Origin of the sequence: Pseudomonas sp. MS15a(2019) (genome assembly GCF_013277805.1) — a bacterium.
Taxonomy (GTDB): Bacteria; Pseudomonadota; Gammaproteobacteria; order Pseudomonadales; family Pseudomonadaceae; genus Chryseomonas; species Chryseomonas benzopyrenica.
Map to the genome: position 1 here is coordinate 179702 of NZ_VBTN01000002.1, position 16772 is coordinate 196473.

13 protein-coding genes are annotated in these 16772 nt (G+C 66.9%); 8 read left to right on the forward strand and 5 right to left on the reverse strand.

The features are described 5' to 3' along the window. Positions 1-891, reverse strand: coding sequence for an NAD(P)-dependent oxidoreductase (locus FEZ61_RS03065; RefSeq protein ID WP_173147205.1), 891 nt, complete (start codon positions 889-891; stop codon positions 1-3). A gap of 340 nt (positions 892-1231) precedes the next feature. On the opposite strand from FEZ61_RS03065, the gene urtA reads away from it, so the two are divergent. The 7 genes from urtA to FEZ61_RS03100 all read left to right on the forward strand — a co-directional run bounded on the left by urtA (position 1232) and on the right by FEZ61_RS03100 (position 8555). Continuing rightward, a complete protein-coding gene (gene urtA / locus FEZ61_RS03070; protein WP_017642930.1) occupies positions 1232-2506 on the forward strand; it encodes an urea ABC transporter substrate-binding protein in 1275 nt (424 codons plus the stop codon). A 312-nt stretch (positions 2507-2818) separates the two neighbouring features. After that, complete coding sequence (urtB, locus tag FEZ61_RS03075; RefSeq protein ID WP_173147207.1) at positions 2819-4387, forward strand: urea ABC transporter permease subunit UrtB; 1569 nt, start codon at positions 2819-2821, stop codon at positions 4385-4387. Next, on the forward strand, positions 4384-5463 hold the full coding sequence (gene urtC, locus FEZ61_RS03080; protein WP_026084070.1) for an urea ABC transporter permease subunit UrtC: 1080 nt from the start codon (positions 4384-4386) through the stop codon (positions 5461-5463). Before urtB ends, urtC begins: the two co-directional genes overlap by 4 nt. Beyond that, the gene (gene urtD / locus FEZ61_RS03085; protein ID WP_064307639.1) at positions 5460-6305 is read left to right on the forward strand and encodes an urea ABC transporter ATP-binding protein UrtD; all 846 of its coding nucleotides are present in this window, start codon (positions 5460-5462) and stop codon (positions 6303-6305) included. Before urtC ends, urtD begins: the two co-directional genes overlap by 4 nt. Positions 6306-6422: 117 nt before the next feature. Further along, the gene (gene urtE, locus FEZ61_RS03090) at positions 6423-7121 is read left to right on the forward strand and encodes an urea ABC transporter ATP-binding subunit UrtE (RefSeq protein ID WP_064307638.1); all 699 of its coding nucleotides are present in this window, start codon (positions 6423-6425) and stop codon (positions 7119-7121) included. A gap of 134 nt (positions 7122-7255) precedes the next feature. Beyond that, complete coding sequence (aroQ, locus tag FEZ61_RS03095) at positions 7256-7696, forward strand: type II 3-dehydroquinate dehydratase (protein WP_017642925.1); 441 nt, start codon at positions 7256-7258, stop codon at positions 7694-7696. A 4-nt stretch (positions 7697-7700) separates the two neighbouring features. Next, positions 7701-8555: a shikimate dehydrogenase gene (locus tag FEZ61_RS03100; RefSeq protein ID WP_064307637.1), complete on the forward strand. Its 855-nt coding sequence runs from the start codon at positions 7701-7703 to the stop codon at positions 8553-8555. 166 nt (positions 8556-8721) lie between these two features. Here FEZ61_RS03100 and FEZ61_RS03105 read toward each other — a convergent pair whose 3' ends face one another. Next, positions 8722-10989 (reverse strand): YgiQ family radical SAM protein, encoded by a 2268-nt coding sequence (locus tag FEZ61_RS03105; RefSeq protein ID WP_064307636.1) that lies wholly within the window; start codon positions 10987-10989, stop codon positions 8722-8724. Positions 10990-11178: 189 nt separating this feature from the next. Here FEZ61_RS03105 and FEZ61_RS03110 point away from each other — a divergent pair, with 189 nt between their 5' ends. After that, the gene (locus tag FEZ61_RS03110; RefSeq protein WP_017642922.1) at positions 11179-12555 is read left to right on the forward strand and encodes an amino acid permease; all 1377 of its coding nucleotides are present in this window, start codon (positions 11179-11181) and stop codon (positions 12553-12555) included. A gap of 215 nt (positions 12556-12770) precedes the next feature. Here FEZ61_RS03110 and FEZ61_RS03115 read toward each other — a convergent pair whose 3' ends face one another. The 3 genes from FEZ61_RS03115 to dnaB all read right to left on the reverse strand — a co-directional run bounded on the left by FEZ61_RS03115 (position 12771) and on the right by dnaB (position 16743). Further along, on the reverse strand, positions 12771-14252 hold the full coding sequence (locus tag FEZ61_RS03115) for a glucosyltransferase domain-containing protein (RefSeq protein ID WP_064307635.1): 1482 nt from the start codon (positions 14250-14252) through the stop codon (positions 12771-12773). Between the two features lie 80 nt (positions 14253-14332). Further along, positions 14333-15349 carry a D-alanine--D-alanine ligase gene (locus FEZ61_RS03120; protein ID WP_064307634.1) on the reverse strand — a complete coding sequence of 339 codons (1017 nt, stop codon included), beginning with the start codon at positions 15347-15349 and terminating at the stop codon, positions 14333-14335. Beyond that, positions 15349-16743, reverse strand: a complete 1395-nt coding sequence (gene dnaB, locus FEZ61_RS03125) for a replicative DNA helicase (RefSeq protein WP_017642919.1) — start codon at positions 16741-16743, stop codon at positions 15349-15351. The genes FEZ61_RS03120 and dnaB overlap by 1 nt, the downstream gene beginning before the upstream one ends. Positions 16744-16772: the final 29 nt, after the last annotated feature.

Below are 16772 nucleotides of genomic sequence, written 5' to 3' on the forward strand. Positions count from 1 at the left end.
TCATTCCCCCTTGCCGAACAGGTCTTCGCTGGTGCGTCGCGCGATGGCGCAGAAATCCTCGCCATCGGCCAGGGTCTCGGCGCTGGCCTTCCAGGCCTGGGCCGTGGCCGCGGCCAGCGGCAGGTCGAGGCCGAGTTCGGCGATGAGCTGCTGGGCCAGGCCCACGTCCTTGCGCATCAGGCCCATGGTGAAGCCGGAGTCATAGGCCTTGTTCAGCACCCAGGTAGGGAACATGCCCTGGCTGGCGGCACTGCGCCCGGAACCGGCATTGATGCCTTCGAGCAGCTTCTCCGGGGCGACGCCGGCACGGGCGGCCATGGTCACCGCCTCGGCGGTGGTGATCAGGTGCGCCGCGGCGAGCAGGTTGTTGGCGATCTTGGCGATGTTGCCGGCGCCCACGGCGCCGATGTGCACCCGGGTCGCGCTCATGGCTTCCAGCGCCGGCAGCGCCTTGGCCAGGGCCGCCTCGCTGCCGCCGATGACCATGGTCATGGTGCCGGCCGCGGCACCGGCGGGGCCGCCGGAGACCGGGGCATCGAGGAAATCGGCGCCGACCTCGGCGAAGGCCGCCGCTACCCGGCGGCTGGTCTCCGGGGTGGAGGTGGTGGTGTCGACCACCACGGTGCCCGGCCGTACGCGGCTGACCAGGCCCGCCTCGCCCAGGCATACGGCCTCGACGTGCTCGGCCTTGGGCAGCGACAGCACGATGACGTCGCTGCTGGCGGCCAGGACCGCCAGATCGCCGGCGATGGTCACGCCCTGGGCAGCGACCCGCTCGCAGGCGGCGCTGGAGGGATCCAGCCCGGTGACGGCAACGCCCTTGCGCGCCAGGGTGATCGCCATGTTGCCGCCCATGTTGCCGAGTCCGATGACCCCGACCTGCCTGCCCATGCCTTGTTCCTCTTCTTCGAATGGGTGGTGACCGACCCGGTGGCCGGCCCCTTGCGATCGAGTATGGGAGGCCCAGGCATCACCACCAATACGGCATTCGGACTTTCATGTTGCGCAAAAGGCAACGGCGAAAGAGGGCACCAGCATCGTGCAAAGGCGCCATCGGCGGGCACTGGCAAGCCCCAGGCTGGTGCAATGCAACTGGCCACAAGAGCCCGTTTGGAGGCAAGAGGCCAGTCGCCATGCGCCTTGCCGAAGCCTGGCACAGTTCCTGATAAGCGCCCTGGCGGGCCAGCAGCCCAGCCCAACAACAGCGCACGTTCGCTTAGGAGCCTTTCGCATGAAGCGCCGCCCTCTACTGAAGACCACCCTCGCCGCCTCCGCCCTGCTCATGAGCGGCCTGTTCCCCTGGAGCGCCGCCCACGCCGCGGACACCATCAAGGTCGGCATCCTGCATTCGCTGTCCGGCACCATGGCCATCTCCGAGACCTCGCTCAAGGACATGGCGCTGATGACCATCGACGAGATCAACGCCAAGGGCGGCGTGCTGGGCAAGAAGCTGGAGCCCGTAGTGGTGGATCCGGCTTCCAACTGGCCACTGTTCGCCGAGAAGGCGCGCCAGCTGGTGACCCAGGACAAGGTCGCGGTCACCTTCGGCTGCTGGACCTCGGTCTCGCGCAAATCGGTCCTGCCGGTCTATGAAGAACTCAACGGTCTGCTGTTCTACCCGGTGCAGTACGAAGGCGAAGAGATGTCGCCCAACGTCTTCTACACCGGCGCGGCGCCAAACCAGCAGGCCATCCCGGCGGTGGAATACCTGATGAGTGAAGAAGGTGGCGGCGCCAAGCGCTTCTTCCTGCTGGGCACCGACTACGTCTATCCGCGCACCACCAACAAGATTCTCAGATCCTTCCTGCACAGCAAGGGCGTGCAGGACAAGGACATCGAAGAGGTCTACACCCCCTTCGGCCACAGCGATTACCAGACCATCGTCGCCAACATCAAGAAGTTCGCCGCCGGCGGCAAGACCGCGGTGGTCTCCACCATCAACGGCGACTCCAACGTGCCCTTCTACAAGGAACTGGGCAACCAGGGCCTGAAGGCCACCGACGTCCCCGTGGTGGCCTTCTCGGTGGGCGAGGAAGAACTGCGCGGCATCGACACCAAGCCGCTGGTGGGCCAACTGGCCGCCTGGAACTACTTCGAGTCGCTGGATAACCCGGTGAACAAGAAATTCGTCGAGGCCTGGAAGGCCTACGCCAAGGCCAAGAACCTGCCCAACTACCAGACCGCCGTGACTAACGACCCCATGGAAGCCACCTATATCGGCATCCACATGTGGGCCCAGGCAGTGGAAAAGGCCGGCAGCACCGACGTCGACAAGGTCCGCAAGGCCATGGCCGGCCAGACCTTCGCCGCACCGGACGGCTATACCGTGAAGATGGACGAGAAGAACCACCACCTGCACAAGCCGGTGATGATCGGCGAGGTCCAGGACGACGGTCAGTTCAACGTCGTCTGGCAGACCGAGGGCCCGGTCCGCGCTCAGCCCTGGAGCCCCTACATCCCCGGCAACGACAAGAAGTCCGACGAACCGGTGAAGAGCGGCAAGTAACGGCCAGCCCTCCTCCCCCCGGCCCCTCTCCCGGAGGGAGAGGGGCGCAAAACGCCGCCCAGCCTGCAGCTCTTACCCCCCCTCCTCAGGGAGAGGGTTGGGGTGAGGGCAAAAGGCGTTCCGCAGCCAACAGGAAACACCCGCACCACCACCGCTCCGCTCCTCCCCCTCTCCCCCTGGGAGAGGGCCGGGGTGAGGGCTCGCCAGCGCACCCGGTCAGACCGCCAGGCGCCCGGCACCAGAAACGAGGCCACGCCCGCCCTCCCCCGGGAGACGTCGTGCAGGAGCCTTTACCCATCGACGAGGCCGAGTATGTCCCTACGCCTTTTTCTTCTGCCCCTGCTGTTGCTGCTCGTGGGCACCGCCCAGGCCGGCCCCGCCGCCGAGCTGGCCGCCGCCAGCGCCAACGACCAGGCCAAACTCCTGCAGGCATGGGCCGCCGAACCCGACACCGCCCAACTCCCGGTCCTCCAGGCGCTGCAGGACGGTCGCTTCTATGTCGACGAAGACAAGCGCCCCTTCTACAAGACCGGCGACAGCTACAGCGCCGCCGAAGGTGACGCCACCGCCCCCACCGGCACGCCCAAGCCGGTGCGCCTGAACAACCGCCTGCGCATCCTCATCGGCGCCGCCCAGGCCAGTGGTGGGTTGCTGTCCACGGATGCCGGCGTGCGCCTGGCCGCCGCCCAGGCCCTGCGCCAGGAGGCCAAGCCCGAGCAGCGACCCTTCCTGGAAAAGCGCCTGCAGAGCGAAGCGGACAAGGACGTGAAAGGCGCCCTTGCCGCCGCCCTGGCCAATCTGCAGCTGACCGATCCCGATCCCGCCGTGCGCCTGACCGCGGTGCGGCTGCTCGGCGAATCCGGCGAGCCCCAGGCCAAGACCCGCCTGCAGGCCCTGCTCGATCCTGCGGTGGAAGCCAACGAAGACGTCCGCAAGGCCGCCGCCACCGGCCTTGCCCAGGTCGAGCGCAAGCTGCTGCTGGGCGACCTGCTCGGCCAGGCCTTCACCGGGTTGTCGCTGGGCTCCATCCTGCTGCTGGCCGCCCTGGGCCTGGCCATCACCTATGGCCTGCTCGGCGTCATCAACATGGCCCACGGCGAGATGCTGATGCTCGGTGCCTACAGCACCTATGTGGTGCAGCTGACCCTGCAGCGCCTCGCCCCCGAATGGCTGGCCTGGTATCCGCTGCTGGCACTGCCGGTGGCCTTCGCCGTCACTGCCGCCATCGGCATGGCGCTGGAACGCACCGTGATCCGCCATCTCTATGGCCGACCACTGGAAACCCTGCTGGCCACCTGGGGGATCAGCCTGATGCTGATCCAGGCGGTGCGGGTGCTGTTCGGCGCCCAGAACGTCGAGGTGGCCAACCCCGCCTGGCTGTCCGGCGGCATCCAGGTGCTGCCCAACCTGCTCCTGCCGTGGAACCGGGTGATCATCCTCGGCTTCGTGGTCTTCGTGCTGGTCCTGACCTGGGCCCTGCTGAACAAGACCCGGCTGGGCCTCAACGTGCGCGCCGTGACCCAGAATCGCAACATGGCCGCCTGCTGCGGCGTCCCCACCGGGCGCATCGACATGCTCGCCTTCGGCCTTGGCTCCGGCATCGCCGGCCTCGGTGGCGTGGCCCTGTCGCAGATCGGCAACGTCGGCCCGGACCTCGGCCAGAGCTACATCATCGACTCCTTCCTGGTGGTGGTGCTCGGTGGCGTCGGCCAATTGGCCGGCAGCGTACTGGCGGCCTTCGGCCTGGGCATCGTCAACAAGATCCTCGAACCCCAGATCGGCGCCGTGCTGGGCAAGATTCTCATCCTCGGCCTGATCATCCTGTTCATCCAGAAAAGGCCCCAGGGCCTGTTCGCCCTCAAGGGGAGGGTCATCGATTGAACCAGCCACTCGCGCTTACTGCTGTGCAGAAGGCCGGCCCGCGCCTGAGCCTGGCCGTGCTCGGCCTGGCCCTCGCCGTGCTGATCGCCCTGCCGCTGCTGTCCCTGCTGCCGGCCGACAACCCCTTCCAGGTCTCGGCCTACACCCTGACCCTGGTGGGCAAGATCCTCTGCTACGCCATCGTCGCCCTGGCGCTGGACCTGGTCTGGGGCTATGCCGGGATGCTCTCCCTCGGCCACGGGCTGTTCTTCGCCCTCGGCGGCTACGCCATGGGCATGTACCTGATGCGCCAGGCCGCCGGCGACGGTCTGCCGCCGTTCATGAGCTTTCTCTCCTGGACCCGCTATCCCTGGTTCTGGGCCGGTACCGACCATTTCCTCTGGGCGCTGTGCCTGGCGGTGCTGGCCCCCGGCCTGCTGGCCCTGGCGTTCGGTTTCTTCGCCTTCCGCTCGAAGATCAAGGGGGTCTATTTCTCGATCATGACCCAGGCGCTGACCTTCGCCGGCATGCTGCTGTTCTTTCGCAACGAGACCGGCTTCGGCGGCAACAACGGCTTTACCGGCTTCACCACCCTGCTGGGCTTTCCGGTGGCCGCCCAGGGCACCCGCGCGGTGCTCTTCCTGCTCACCGTGGCCCTGCTGGTGGCCAGCCTCTGGCTGGGCTGGCGCCTGGCGCAGAGCAAGTTCGGCCGCATCCTCACGGCGATTCGTGACGCCGAGAACCGGGTGACCTTCTGCGGCTACGATCCGCGCGGCTTCAAGCTGTTCGTCTGGGTGCTCTCGGCAGTGCTCTGCGGCCTGGCCGGCGCCCTCTATGTGCCCCAGGTGGGCATCATCAATCCCAGCGAGATGGCTCCGACCAACTCCATCGAAGCGGCCATCTGGGTCGCCCTCGGCGGACGCGGCAGCCTGATCGGCCCGGTACTTGGCGCCGGCATCGTCAACGGAGCCAAGAGCTGGTTCACCGTGGCCTTTCCCGAGTACTGGCTGTTCTTTCTCGGCGCCCTGTTCATCGTCGTCACCCTCTACCTGCCGCGTGGCGTGATCGGCCTCATCAAGAAGGAGCGCGACGCATGAAAGCCGCCCCCATTCCCCCGACCGCTGCGGAAGTGCTCGATCCCGGCATCGGCGCCGAGGCCAGCGGTCTCGGCCATCGCGCCGGCAAGGGCCTGGACACTCGCCACGGCACCATCCTCAGCCTGGAAGGCATCGAGGTCAGCTTCGACGGCTTCAAGGCCCTGCGCGACCTCAATCTCTACATCGGCGTCGGCGAATTGCGCTGCATCATCGGCCCCAACGGCGCCGGCAAGACCACCATGATGGACGTCATCACCGGCAAGACCCGCCCCGACCGCGGCAGCGCCTGGTTCGGCGAGACCCTGGACCTCACCCGCCTGCAACCGGTGCAGATCGCCCAGGCCGGCATCGGCCGCAAATTCCAGAAGCCCACGGTGTTCGAGGCCCTGACCGTCTGGGAAAACCTGGAGCTGGCACAGCGGACCGACAAGTCGGTCTGGGCCAGCCTGCGCGCGCGGCTCTCCGGCGAACAGCGCGATCGCCTGGAAGAGGTGCTCGGCACCATCCGCCTGCAGGAGTCGCGCGGCCGCACCGCCGGGCTGCTCTCCCACGGCCAGAAGCAATTCCTCGAGATCGGCATGCTGCTGGTGCAGGAGCCGCAACTGCTGCTGCTCGACGAACCCGTGGCCGGCATGACCGACGCCGAGACCGAATTCACCGCCGAGCTGTTCAAGTCGCTGGTGCCCCGGCACTCGCTGATGGTGGTGGAGCACGACATGGGCTTCGTCGGCAGCATCGCCGACCACGTCACCGTGCTGCACCAGGGTCACGTCCTGGCCGAAGGCTCGCTGGACCAGGTCCAGGCCAACGACCAGGTGATCGAGGTGTATCTGGGGCGCTAGCGCCCCAGCTTTCAATTGATCGCGGCCATGGCGGTTCGCCGCTGCGACCGCTCCTACAGGTGCCAATGTCGCCGTAGGAGCGGCCCATGGCCGCGATAAAATCTTTACGAGGCGACCATGCTCCAGGTGAACGAACTCCATCAATACTACGGCGGCAGCCACATCCTACGTGGCCTGTCCTTCGAGGCCCCCATCGGCGAGGTCACCAGCCTGCTCGGCCGCAACGGCGTCGGCAAAACCACCCTGCTGCGCTGCCTCATGGGCCTGATCCCGGCCAAGCGCGGCAGCGTCACCTGGGAAGGCCAGGACATCACCGCCCGCAAGCCGCACCAGCGGGTGCAATCCGGCATCGCCTACGTGCCTCAGGGCCGCGAGATCTTTCCGCGCCTGACCGTTGAAGAAAATCTGCTCATGGGCCTGTCGCGCTTTCCCGCCCGCGAGGCCCGCGAGGTGCCCGAATCCATCTACGAACTCTTCCCCGTGCTGCGGCAGATGCGCCAGCGTCGCGGTGGCGACCTCTCCGGCGGCCAGCAGCAACAACTGGCCATCGGCCGCGCCCTGGCCAGCCGCCCGCGGCTGCTGATCCTCGACGAACCCACCGAAGGCATCCAGCCTTCGGTGATCAAGGAGATTGGCACCGTCATCGCCCACCTGGCCAAGCGCGGCGACATGGCCATCCTGCTGGTGGAGCAGTTCTACGACTTCGCCAGCGAACTGGCCGATGGCTACCTGGTGATGTCTCGCGGCGAGATCGTCCAGCGCGGTCGCGGCGCCGACATGGAGGCCGAAGGAGTGCGCGGACTGGTGGCGATCTAGGCCACCAGGGTCGATAATCGAACGCTTCCGGCGCAACACCCCGGCGGCGGATTGACGAAATTAACCAGCTGGTACATTTTCTCTGCAACGCCGGGCGCTGGTCCGCCCGGCTAGACAACAACAGAGAGAACGCCATGTCCCGCCGCATCCTGGTCCTCAACGGCCCCAACCTCAATCTGCTCGGCACCCGCGAGCCCGCCACCTACGGCCACGAAACCCTGGCCGACGTCGCCCGGCTGTGTACCGAGACCGCCGCCGCCGAGGGTTACGAGGTGGACTTCCGCCAGACCAACCACGAGGGCGAATTGCTCGACTGGATCCACGCGGCCCGCGGCGCCTATGCCGGGGTGGTGATCAATCCCGCCGCCTGGACCCACACCTCGGTGGCCTTGCGCGACGCCCTGGTGGCCAGCGAGCTGCCGGTCTACGAGGTGCACCTGTCCAACGTGCATCGGCGCGAAGCCTTCCGCCATCATTCCTATGTCTCGGGCATCGCTGTCGGCGTCATCTGCGGCCTCGGCAGCCAGGGCTATCGCGCCGCCATCGCCGCCCTCATCGCCCACCAGGGAAACTAACGCCATGACCGCATCGAAATCCGTCCTCGCCGGCCTCATCGGCGCCGGCATCCAGGCCTCGCTGACGCCCGCCATGCACGAACGCGAAGGCGACGCCCAGGGCCTCAGATACCTCTACCGCCTGATCGACCTGGACGTGCTTGGCCTCACGGCCGATGCCCTGCCCGAGCTGCTGCAGGCCGCCCAGCGCACCGGCTTCACCGGCCTCAACATCACCTTTCCCTGCAAGCAGGCGATCATCCCGCTGCTCGACGACCTCTCCCCCGAGGCGCGCGGCATCGGCGCGGTGAACACCGTGGTCCTGGCCGACGGCCGCACCGTGGGCCACAACACCGACTGCCTGGGCTTCGCCGAAGGCTTCCGCCGCGGCCTGCCGGACGTGGCCAAGCGCCTGGTGGTGCAACTGGGTGCCGGTGGCGCCGGTAGCGCCGTGGCCCACGCCCTGCTCGCCGAGGGAGTGGACCAGCTGTTCATCTTCGACGTCGAGGCCGAGCGCGCCCAGGCGCTGGTAGACAACCTGACCCGCCACTTCGGCCCCGGTCGCGCCGCGGTCGGCACCGACCGGGCCGCCGCGGTCGCCGCTGCCGATGGCCTGGTCAACACCTCGCCGGTGGGCATGGCCAAGCTGCCCGGCATGCCACTGCCGGCCGAACTGCTGCACCCCGGCCTCTGGGTCGCCGAGATCATCTACTTCCCGCTGGAAACCGAACTGCTGCGCCAGGCCCGCGCCCTCGGCTGCCGCACCCTCGACGGCGGCACCATGGCCGTGTTCCAGGCGGTCAAGGCCTTCGAACTCTTCAGCGGCCGCAGCGCCGACGCCGAGCGCATGCAGGCCCATTTCGCCGAATTGCGCGGGTAGTCCTAAGCGTTGGGCTTCGCTGCGCTCAACCCAACCTACACCGCTAACCCGTAGGTTGGGTTGAGACAGCTCCACCGTCGAAGCCCAACGAGCCCGAGCGCTGCTGCCTCCTGCTTACCCCATAAAAAAGGGGAAGCCTCGGCCTCCCCTTTCTCATCCCCTCGCCTCAGCGCGGCATGTTCGGCTGGCGCCGCGACTTCTTGCGCGGACCGCCCTTGGCGTAGCCGGCGGCCTGGCCTTCCTGGCCCTTGTCCCAGGCCTTGCTGCCATCGCTGGCGCGGGGCGGCAGGCCGGTGTGCTGGGTAAGGATGCGCCCACCGCCAGTGCCGGCCTTCTTGCTGCCCACCGGGGTGGAATTCTTGCGCCGCGCGCTCTGGTAGCCCGCGTCGCCCACCGGCTGGGTGGCCGGGATCAACTGGTGCTTGCCCGGCCCGATCAGGTCGGCGCGGCCCATCTCCTTGAGCGCCTCGCGCAGCAGCGGCCAGCCCTTGGGATCGTGGTAGCGCAGGAAGGCCTTGTGCAGGCGGCGCTGCTGGTCGCTCTTGACGATGGTCACGCCGTCGCTCTTGTAGGTGACCTTGCGCAGCGGATTCTTGCCCGAGTGGTACATGGCCGTGGCGGTGGCCATCGGCGAGGGATAGAAGGCCTGGACCTGATCCGCACGGAAGCCGTTGCGCTTGAGCCACAGCGCGAGGTTCATCATGTCCTCGTCGGTGGTACCCGGGTGCGCGGCGATGAAGTAGGGGATCAGGTACTGCTCCTTGCCCGCCTCCTTGGTGTACTTCTCGAACATCTGCTTGAAGCGGTCATAGCTGCCGATGCCCGGCTTCATCATCTTGTCCAGCGGACCACGCTCGGTGTGCTCGGGCGCGATCTTCAGGTAGCCGCCGACATGGTGGGTGACCAGTTCCTTGACGTACTCGGGCGACTCCACGGCCAGGTCGTATCTCAGCCCCGAGGCGATCAGGATCTTCTTCACCCCCGGCAGCGCCCGCGCCTTGCGGTACAGCTCGATCAGCGAGGAGTGATCGGTGTTGAGGTTCTCGCAGATGCCGGGGAAGACGCACGACGGCTTGCGGCAGTGGCGCTCGATCTCCGGGTCCTTGCAGGCGATGCGGTACATGTTGGCGGTCGGCCCGCCCAGGTCCGAGACCACCCCGGTGAAGCCCGGCACCTTGTCGCGCATCTCCTCGATCTCGCGGATGATCGAGTCGTGGGAGCGATTCTGGATGATCCGGCCTTCGTGCTCGGTGATGGAGCAGAAGGTGCAGCCACCGAAGCAGCCGCGCATGATGTTGACCGAGAAGCGGATCATCTCGTAGGCCGGGATCTTTTCCTTGCCATAGGCCGGGTGCGGCACGCGCGCATAGGGCATGCCGAACACATAGTCCATTTCCTCGGTGGTCATGGGGATGGGCGGCGGCGTGAACCAGACGTCCACCTCGCCATGCCGCTGCACCAGCGCGCGGGCGTTGCCCGGATTGGTTTCCAGGTGCAGCACGCGGTTGGCGTGGGCATAGAGCACCGGGTCGTTGCGCACCTTCTCGAAGGACGGCAGGCGGATCACCGTCTTGTCGCGGGTCATGCGCGGGCTTTCCAGCAGCTGCACCACCTTGGCTTCGTTGGGATCCTCGACCTCACCTTTCGCCTGCTCGATGGCACAGGCCTCGGTGTCCTGCGTATTCACGTAGGGATTGATGATCTTGTCGACGCGACCGGGACGGTCGATACGGGTCGAGTCGACCTCGAACCAGCCCGCGGGCGTGTCCCGCCGGATGAAGGCGGTACCGCGTACGTCGGTGATGGCCTCGACGCGCTCGCCACGCGACAGCCGCTGGGCGATCTCGACCACCGCCCGCTCGGCGTTGCCATAGAGCAGGATATCGGCGGTGGCGTCCATCAGGATCGAGCGACGGACCTTGTCCTGCCAGTAGTCGTAGTGGGCGATCCGGCGCAGCGAGGCCTCGATGCCACCGAGCACGATCGGCACGTGGCTGTAGGCTTCCTTGCAGCGCTGGCTGTAGACCAGGCTGGCACGATCCGGACGCTTGCCGGCGACGTTGCCCGGGGTATAGGCGTCGTCGGAACGGACCTTCTTGTCCGCGGTGTAGCGGTTGATCATCGAGTCCATGTTGCCCGCGGCCACACCGAAGAACAGATTCGGCTCGCCGAGCTTCATGAAGTCGTCCTTCGAATGCCAGTCCGGCTGGGCGATGATGCCCACGCGGAAGCCCTGGGCCTCCAGCAGCCGGCCGATGATGGCCATGCCAAAGGACGGGTGATCGACGTAGGCGTCCCCGGTGACGATGATGATGTCGCAGCTGTCCCAGCCGAGTTGCTCCATCTCCGCCCGACTCATGGGCAGGAAGGGTGCAGGACCAAAGCACTCGGCCCAGTATTTCGGATAGTCGAACAGCGGCGTGGCGGCTTGCATGGCAGCTTCCGGGAAAGGGGTGTTTTTGGGAGGGCGCGAAGAATAGCACAAAAAATGACCAGTTCAGCCCCCGGACATCGATTGCCTTTGGCTATCGACGGCGGCTCTGGACCCACCCTCAATGCCGCCCCCACCAGGAGTGCTACCATAGCGCCCCGCTCCTTCCTCACCACCGAGACACCCTCCTCCATGTCCCAGCCCCAACCCGCCGCCGGCCAGTTGCAGCGCGGCCTGAAGAATCGTCACATCCAGCTGATCGCCCTCGGCGGAGCCATCGGTACTGGTCTGTTCCTCGGCTCGGCCGGGGTGCTCAAGTCGGCCGGTCCGGCGATGATCCTCGGCTACGCCATCGCCGGCTTCATCGCCTTCCTGATCATGCGCCAGCTCGGCGAGATGATCGTCGAGGAACCCGTCGCCGGCTCCTTCAGCCACTTCGCCAGTCGTTACTGGGGTCGCTTCCCGGGCTTTCTCTCCGGCTGGAACTACTGGGTGCTCTATGTGCTGGTGGGCATGTCGGAACTCACCGCGGTGGGTAAGTACGTGCAGTACTGGTGGCCCGAGGTGCCGACCTGGGCCAGCGCCCTGGTGTTCTTCGTGCTGGTCAACCTGATCAACCTGTTCAACGTGAAGGCCTTCGGCGAGACCGAATTCTGGTTCGCGCTGATCAAGGTGGTGGCCATTCTCGGCATGATGGCCTTCGGTCTCTGGCTGCTGGTCAGTGGCAGCGGCGGTCCCGAGGCCTCGGTGAGCAATCTCTGGAGCCATGGCGGTTTCCTGCCCAACGGCTGGAGCGGCCTGTTCGCCGTGCTGGCGATCATCATGTTCTCCTTTGGCGGCCTGGAGCTGGTGGGCATCACCGCCGCCGAAGCCGACCAGCCGCGCACCGTGATTCCCAAGGCCATCAACCAGGTGGTCTGGCGCATCCTGATCTTCTATGTCGGCGCCCTGACCATCCTCTTGTCGCTGCACCCCTGGGACGAACTGGTGCGCAGCATCGGCGCCGGCGGTGACGACTATGCCGGCAGCCCCTTCGTGCAGACCTTCGCCCTGCTCGGCAGCGATACCGCCGCCCACCTGCTCAACTTCGTGGTGCTGACCGCGGCGCTGTCGGTCTACAACAGCGGCGTCTACTGCACCAGCCGCATGCTCTATGGCCTGGCCGAACAGGGCGACGCCCCGCGCGCCCTGCTGCGCACCAATCGTCGCGGCGTGCCCCTGCTGGGCATCGCGGTGTCCTCGGCGGTGACCCTGCTCTGCGTGGTGGTCAACTACCTGCTGCCGCAGAATGCCCTGGAGCTGCTGATGTCGCTGGTGGTGGCCTCGCTGGTGATCGCCTGGGCGCTGATCAGCCTGACCCACCTGAAATTCCGCGCCGCCCAGCGTCAAGCGGGGCGCACCTCGCACTTCCCGGCGTTCTGGTCGCCGGTCGCCAACTGGCTGTGCCTGGCCTTCGTCGGCATGATCCTGGTGCTGATGCTGCGCATCCCCGGCATCGCCGTCTCGGTCTACGCCATTCCGTTCTGGCTGGCCTTCCTGTTCCTCTGCTACAAGCTGCGCCGCGGCTGATCGCCCTCGCACCCGTAGATTGGGCTGAGATGGCTCCATCGTCGAAGCCCAACAGTCCGCGCACGACCTGACAATGTTGGGCTTCGCTGCGCTCAACCCAACCTACCGACCCGCGTAGGTTGGGCTGAGACGGCTCCTTCGTCGAAGCCCAACAGCCGCGTCACCACGTTGGGCTTCGCTGCGCTCTGCCCAACCTACCCCTCAAGACCACCCCCCTACTCGAACGGCACCCAGGGTCGCTGTGGCTTCATGATGATGCAGCCGTCCTCGCCCACCGCCCAGATGTCATAGAAACGGTTGTCCACCAGCCGCGTGGCGGCCCCGGGCACGGCTACGCGCTGGCTGCAGCTGTCGCTGTCGGCATCGTCGATCACCCCCAGGTCCAGCAGCCGCTCGGCGATCATGAAGTTGCCCGGCGACAGGCCGAGGATGAAGGGCAAGGCCGGCACCTGCTCGAAGGTCTTCTGCGCCAGCGGCAGCCAAGCCACCTCCAGCGGACCACCGGTCCAGAGCAGGCGCTTGAGCGACCGCAGCTCCGGACGACTGCTGAGGTCATGGTGCAGCTCCTGGACGAAACCGCGCTCGAAGGTCTTTTGCGCCGAGAGCACCTGCCCATAGGCATAGGCCAGGGACAGCATCCACAGCACCGGCAGCACCAGCAGCCAGGTCAACCGAGGCTGGAGACGCTCCAGCAGATCGTGGGCCAGCAGCAGCGCCAGGGTCAGGACGACCGCCAGCCCCATCAGGGTGCGGGCTTCGAGGATGAAGTCGCTGAACAGCAGGGTGATGCCGGCCACGCAAAAGGCCAGTACCGGCAGGGTCGCGCCGTACAGCAGCAGGGGCAGCAACGCCCTTCGGCCGTAGGCGCGGGCATAGGCCAGGCCGCCCAGGCCGTAGCCGAGCGCGGCCAACCCACCGAACAGCCACCACAGCCAGAGATTGCCTGGGGTGACCAGCAGGCCGACGCTGTGCAGCACCTCGCCCAGCCGGTGCCAGAGCTCGGGCAGCACCTGGCCGCCCACGCCGGCGTGCCGCGTGGTCGCCATCAGCTGGTAGGCCGTCAGGTAATAGAGCACGCCACCCAGCAGCAGCTGCAGGCCCTGGCGCAGCACCAGCCGCAGCGCCTGCTCGGGCGCCTCGCGGCGCTGCACCGTACGGATCAGTTCCAGGCAGCAGAGCCCGATGAAGACATTGAGCGCCACTTGGTAGAAGGCCATGGCCGCCGCCAGCAGCGCCGCCGGCACCAGCAGCGCCAGCGCGGTATGACGACTACGAAAGATCACCGCGTAGATCACCGCCACCAGACTCAGGGCCATCGTCGGGCCATCGTACTGATAGGTCAGATTGCCCAGCCAGAATGGCGAGAACCACAGCGGCAGGAGCGCCAGACACTGGGTCGGTCGCGGCGCACCGAAGCAGTGGCGGGCCAGATCGGTCAAGGCCCAGGCGGCGGCGGCGCAGGCGATTAGCAGCGGCAGGGGAAAGAGATTGAGGGTGCTGCCGCTGAAGGTCAGCAGCCGGTAGAAGACCTCGGTGAGCACCCGCCCCTGCTGGCGCCACTCCGGGCCGTTCTCCAACTGGATGCGCCAGTTGTCATCGACGTAGGGAAAGTCGACCAGGATGAAGGGCAAGACGAACAGCAGCAGTGCGGAAAGGAACAACGCCCGGGTCTGCACCGGGGTGAGCGTCTGGGGCATGGCGGCGGATCCGGATCCGGCTTCGACAGGAGACGCAGCCGCCACCACCCGAAGCGATAGCGGCGCCGGCTGCGTAGCGGTCAGTCTTGCAGGGCCAGCTGGCAGATCCGCTCGCAGAGTTCGTCGAAGTCGATGCCCATAGCTGCCGCCGATTGCGGTAGCAAACTGGTAGCGGTCATGCCCGGCAGGGTGTTGACCTCCAGGCACCAGAGCCGCCCCTCGGCGTCCAGGCGGAAGTCGGCGCGGCTGTAGCCGTCGAGCTTGAGCGCCCGATGCGCGGCCAGGGCCAGCCGCCGCGCTTCCTCGGCGATCTCGGTCGAGACCTCGGCCGGAAACACTTCCACCGCGCCCTTGGGCTGGTACTTGCTGGTGTAGTCGAACACGCCGCTCTGGCCAAGGACGATCTCGCCCACCGCCAGTGGCTGGTCACCCAGCACCCCAACGGTCAGCTCACGACCGGCAACGAAGCGCTCGATCATCACCTCGCGGTCGTAGCGCAGCGCCAGTTCGATGGCCGGTTGCAGGTCCTCGGCGCGGCTGACCTTGCTCAGACCCACGGTGGAGCCCTGCTGGCTGGGTTTGACGATCACCGGAAAGCCCAGCGTCGCGGCTACGGTCGCGGCGTCCGCGGGCGCCATCAGCCAGTCGGCGGTGGGCACCCCGGCAGCACGGAACAGCCGCTTGCTGAGATCCTTGTCCATGGCCACGGCGCTGCCCACCCGGCCGCTGCCGGTGTAGCGCAGCTCGGCCAAGTCGAGCAGGGTCTGCAGGGTGCCGTTCTCGCCGGTCCCGCCATGCAGGGCGAGGAACAGCAGATCCTGGTCGCCCAGCTGGGCGCGGCTGAGCACCGCACCGGCATCCTGGCCGCGCATCCGCACCAGGGCGGTCCGCTCCGGCGGTTCGAGGCCGACGCGGGCTTCCAGCAGCGCGCGCTCGGCGTCTTCGTCGAGCAGGCCCAGGGCGGTGTCCACGGTCACCACCTGGTGCCCGCGCCGGCGCAGGGCCGCCACCACCTGGGCACCGCTGGCGATGGACACGTCGCGTTCTTCGCTGGTGCCACCGAGCAGGACCGCGATCTTCAGCTTGTCCTTGACCATCATTCGTCCTCGAAAACGTAGCTGCCGGGCGCGAGATTCTCGAACCGGGTGTATTTACCGATGAAGGCCAGTCGCGTGGTGCCGATCGGCCCGTTACGCTGCTTGCCGATGATGATTTCCGCCACGCCCTTGTACTCGGTCTCCGGGTGATACACCTCGTCCCGGTAGACGAACATGATGACGTCGGCGTCCTGCTCGATGGCGCCCGATTCACGCAGGTCGGAGTTCACCGGCCGCTTGTTCGGCCGCTGCTCCAGCGAGCGGTTGAGCTGGGAGAGCGCCACCACCGGGCAATTGAATTCCTTGGCCAGGCCCTTGAGCGAGCGGGAGATCTCGGAGATCTCGTTGGTGCGGTTCTCGCCGCTGCTGCCACCGATCTGCATCAGCTGCAGGTAGTCCACCATGATCAACGCCAGGTCGCCGTGCTCGCGCACCAGGCGCCGGGTCCGGGCGCGCATTTCCGAAGGACTGATGCCGGCGGTATCGTCGATGAACAACTTGCGGTCGTTGAGCAGGTTGACCGCCGAGGTCAGGCGCGGCCAGTCGTCATCGTCCAGCTTGCCGGAACGCACCTTGGTCTGGTCGATGCGACCGAGGGACGAGAGCATCCGCAGCACGATGGAGTCGGCGGGCATCTCCAGGGAGAACACCAGCACCGCCTTGTCGGTGCGCAGCACCGCGTTCTCCACCAGGTTCATGGCGAAGGTGGTCTTGCCCATCGACGGGCGGCCGGCAACGATGATCAGGTCCGCCGGCTGCAGGCCGCTGGTCTTTTCGTCCAGGTCGGCGAAACCGGTGGAGACCCCGGTGATGGCGTCGCTGGAGTTGAACAGGGTATCGATGCGGTCGATGGCCTTGGTCAGGATGTCGTTGACCCCGATCGGACCGCCGGATTTCGGCCGCGCCTCGGCGATCTCGAAGATCTTGCGTTCGGCTTCGTCGAGCAGCTCGTTGGCCCCACGCCCTTCCGGGTTGTAGGCGCTGTCGGCGATGTCGGCACTGATACCGATCAACTGACGCAGGGTGGCCCGCTCGCGCACGATCTGCGCATAGGCCTTGATGTTGGCCACCGAGGGGGTGTTCTTGGCCAGCTCGGCCAGATAGGCCAGTCCGCCCACCTGGGGCAGCTGGCCTTCATTGTCCAGCTGTTCGGACAGGGTTACCACGTCGAACGGCTGATTGCGCTCGGCCAGACGGGCCACGGCGCGGAAAATGAGTCTGTGATCGTGACGATAGAAGTCGCCATCGGACACCTGATCGAGCACGCGCTCCCAGGCATTGTTGTCCAGCATCAGACCACCCAGCACGGCCTGCTCGGCCTCGATGGAGTGCGGCGGGACCTTGAGGGCAGCGGTCTGCAGATCGTACTGCTCGGGCAGGGAAATCTCGTTCATGCGCAGGTCTTGGGCCCCATTGCGGGCGG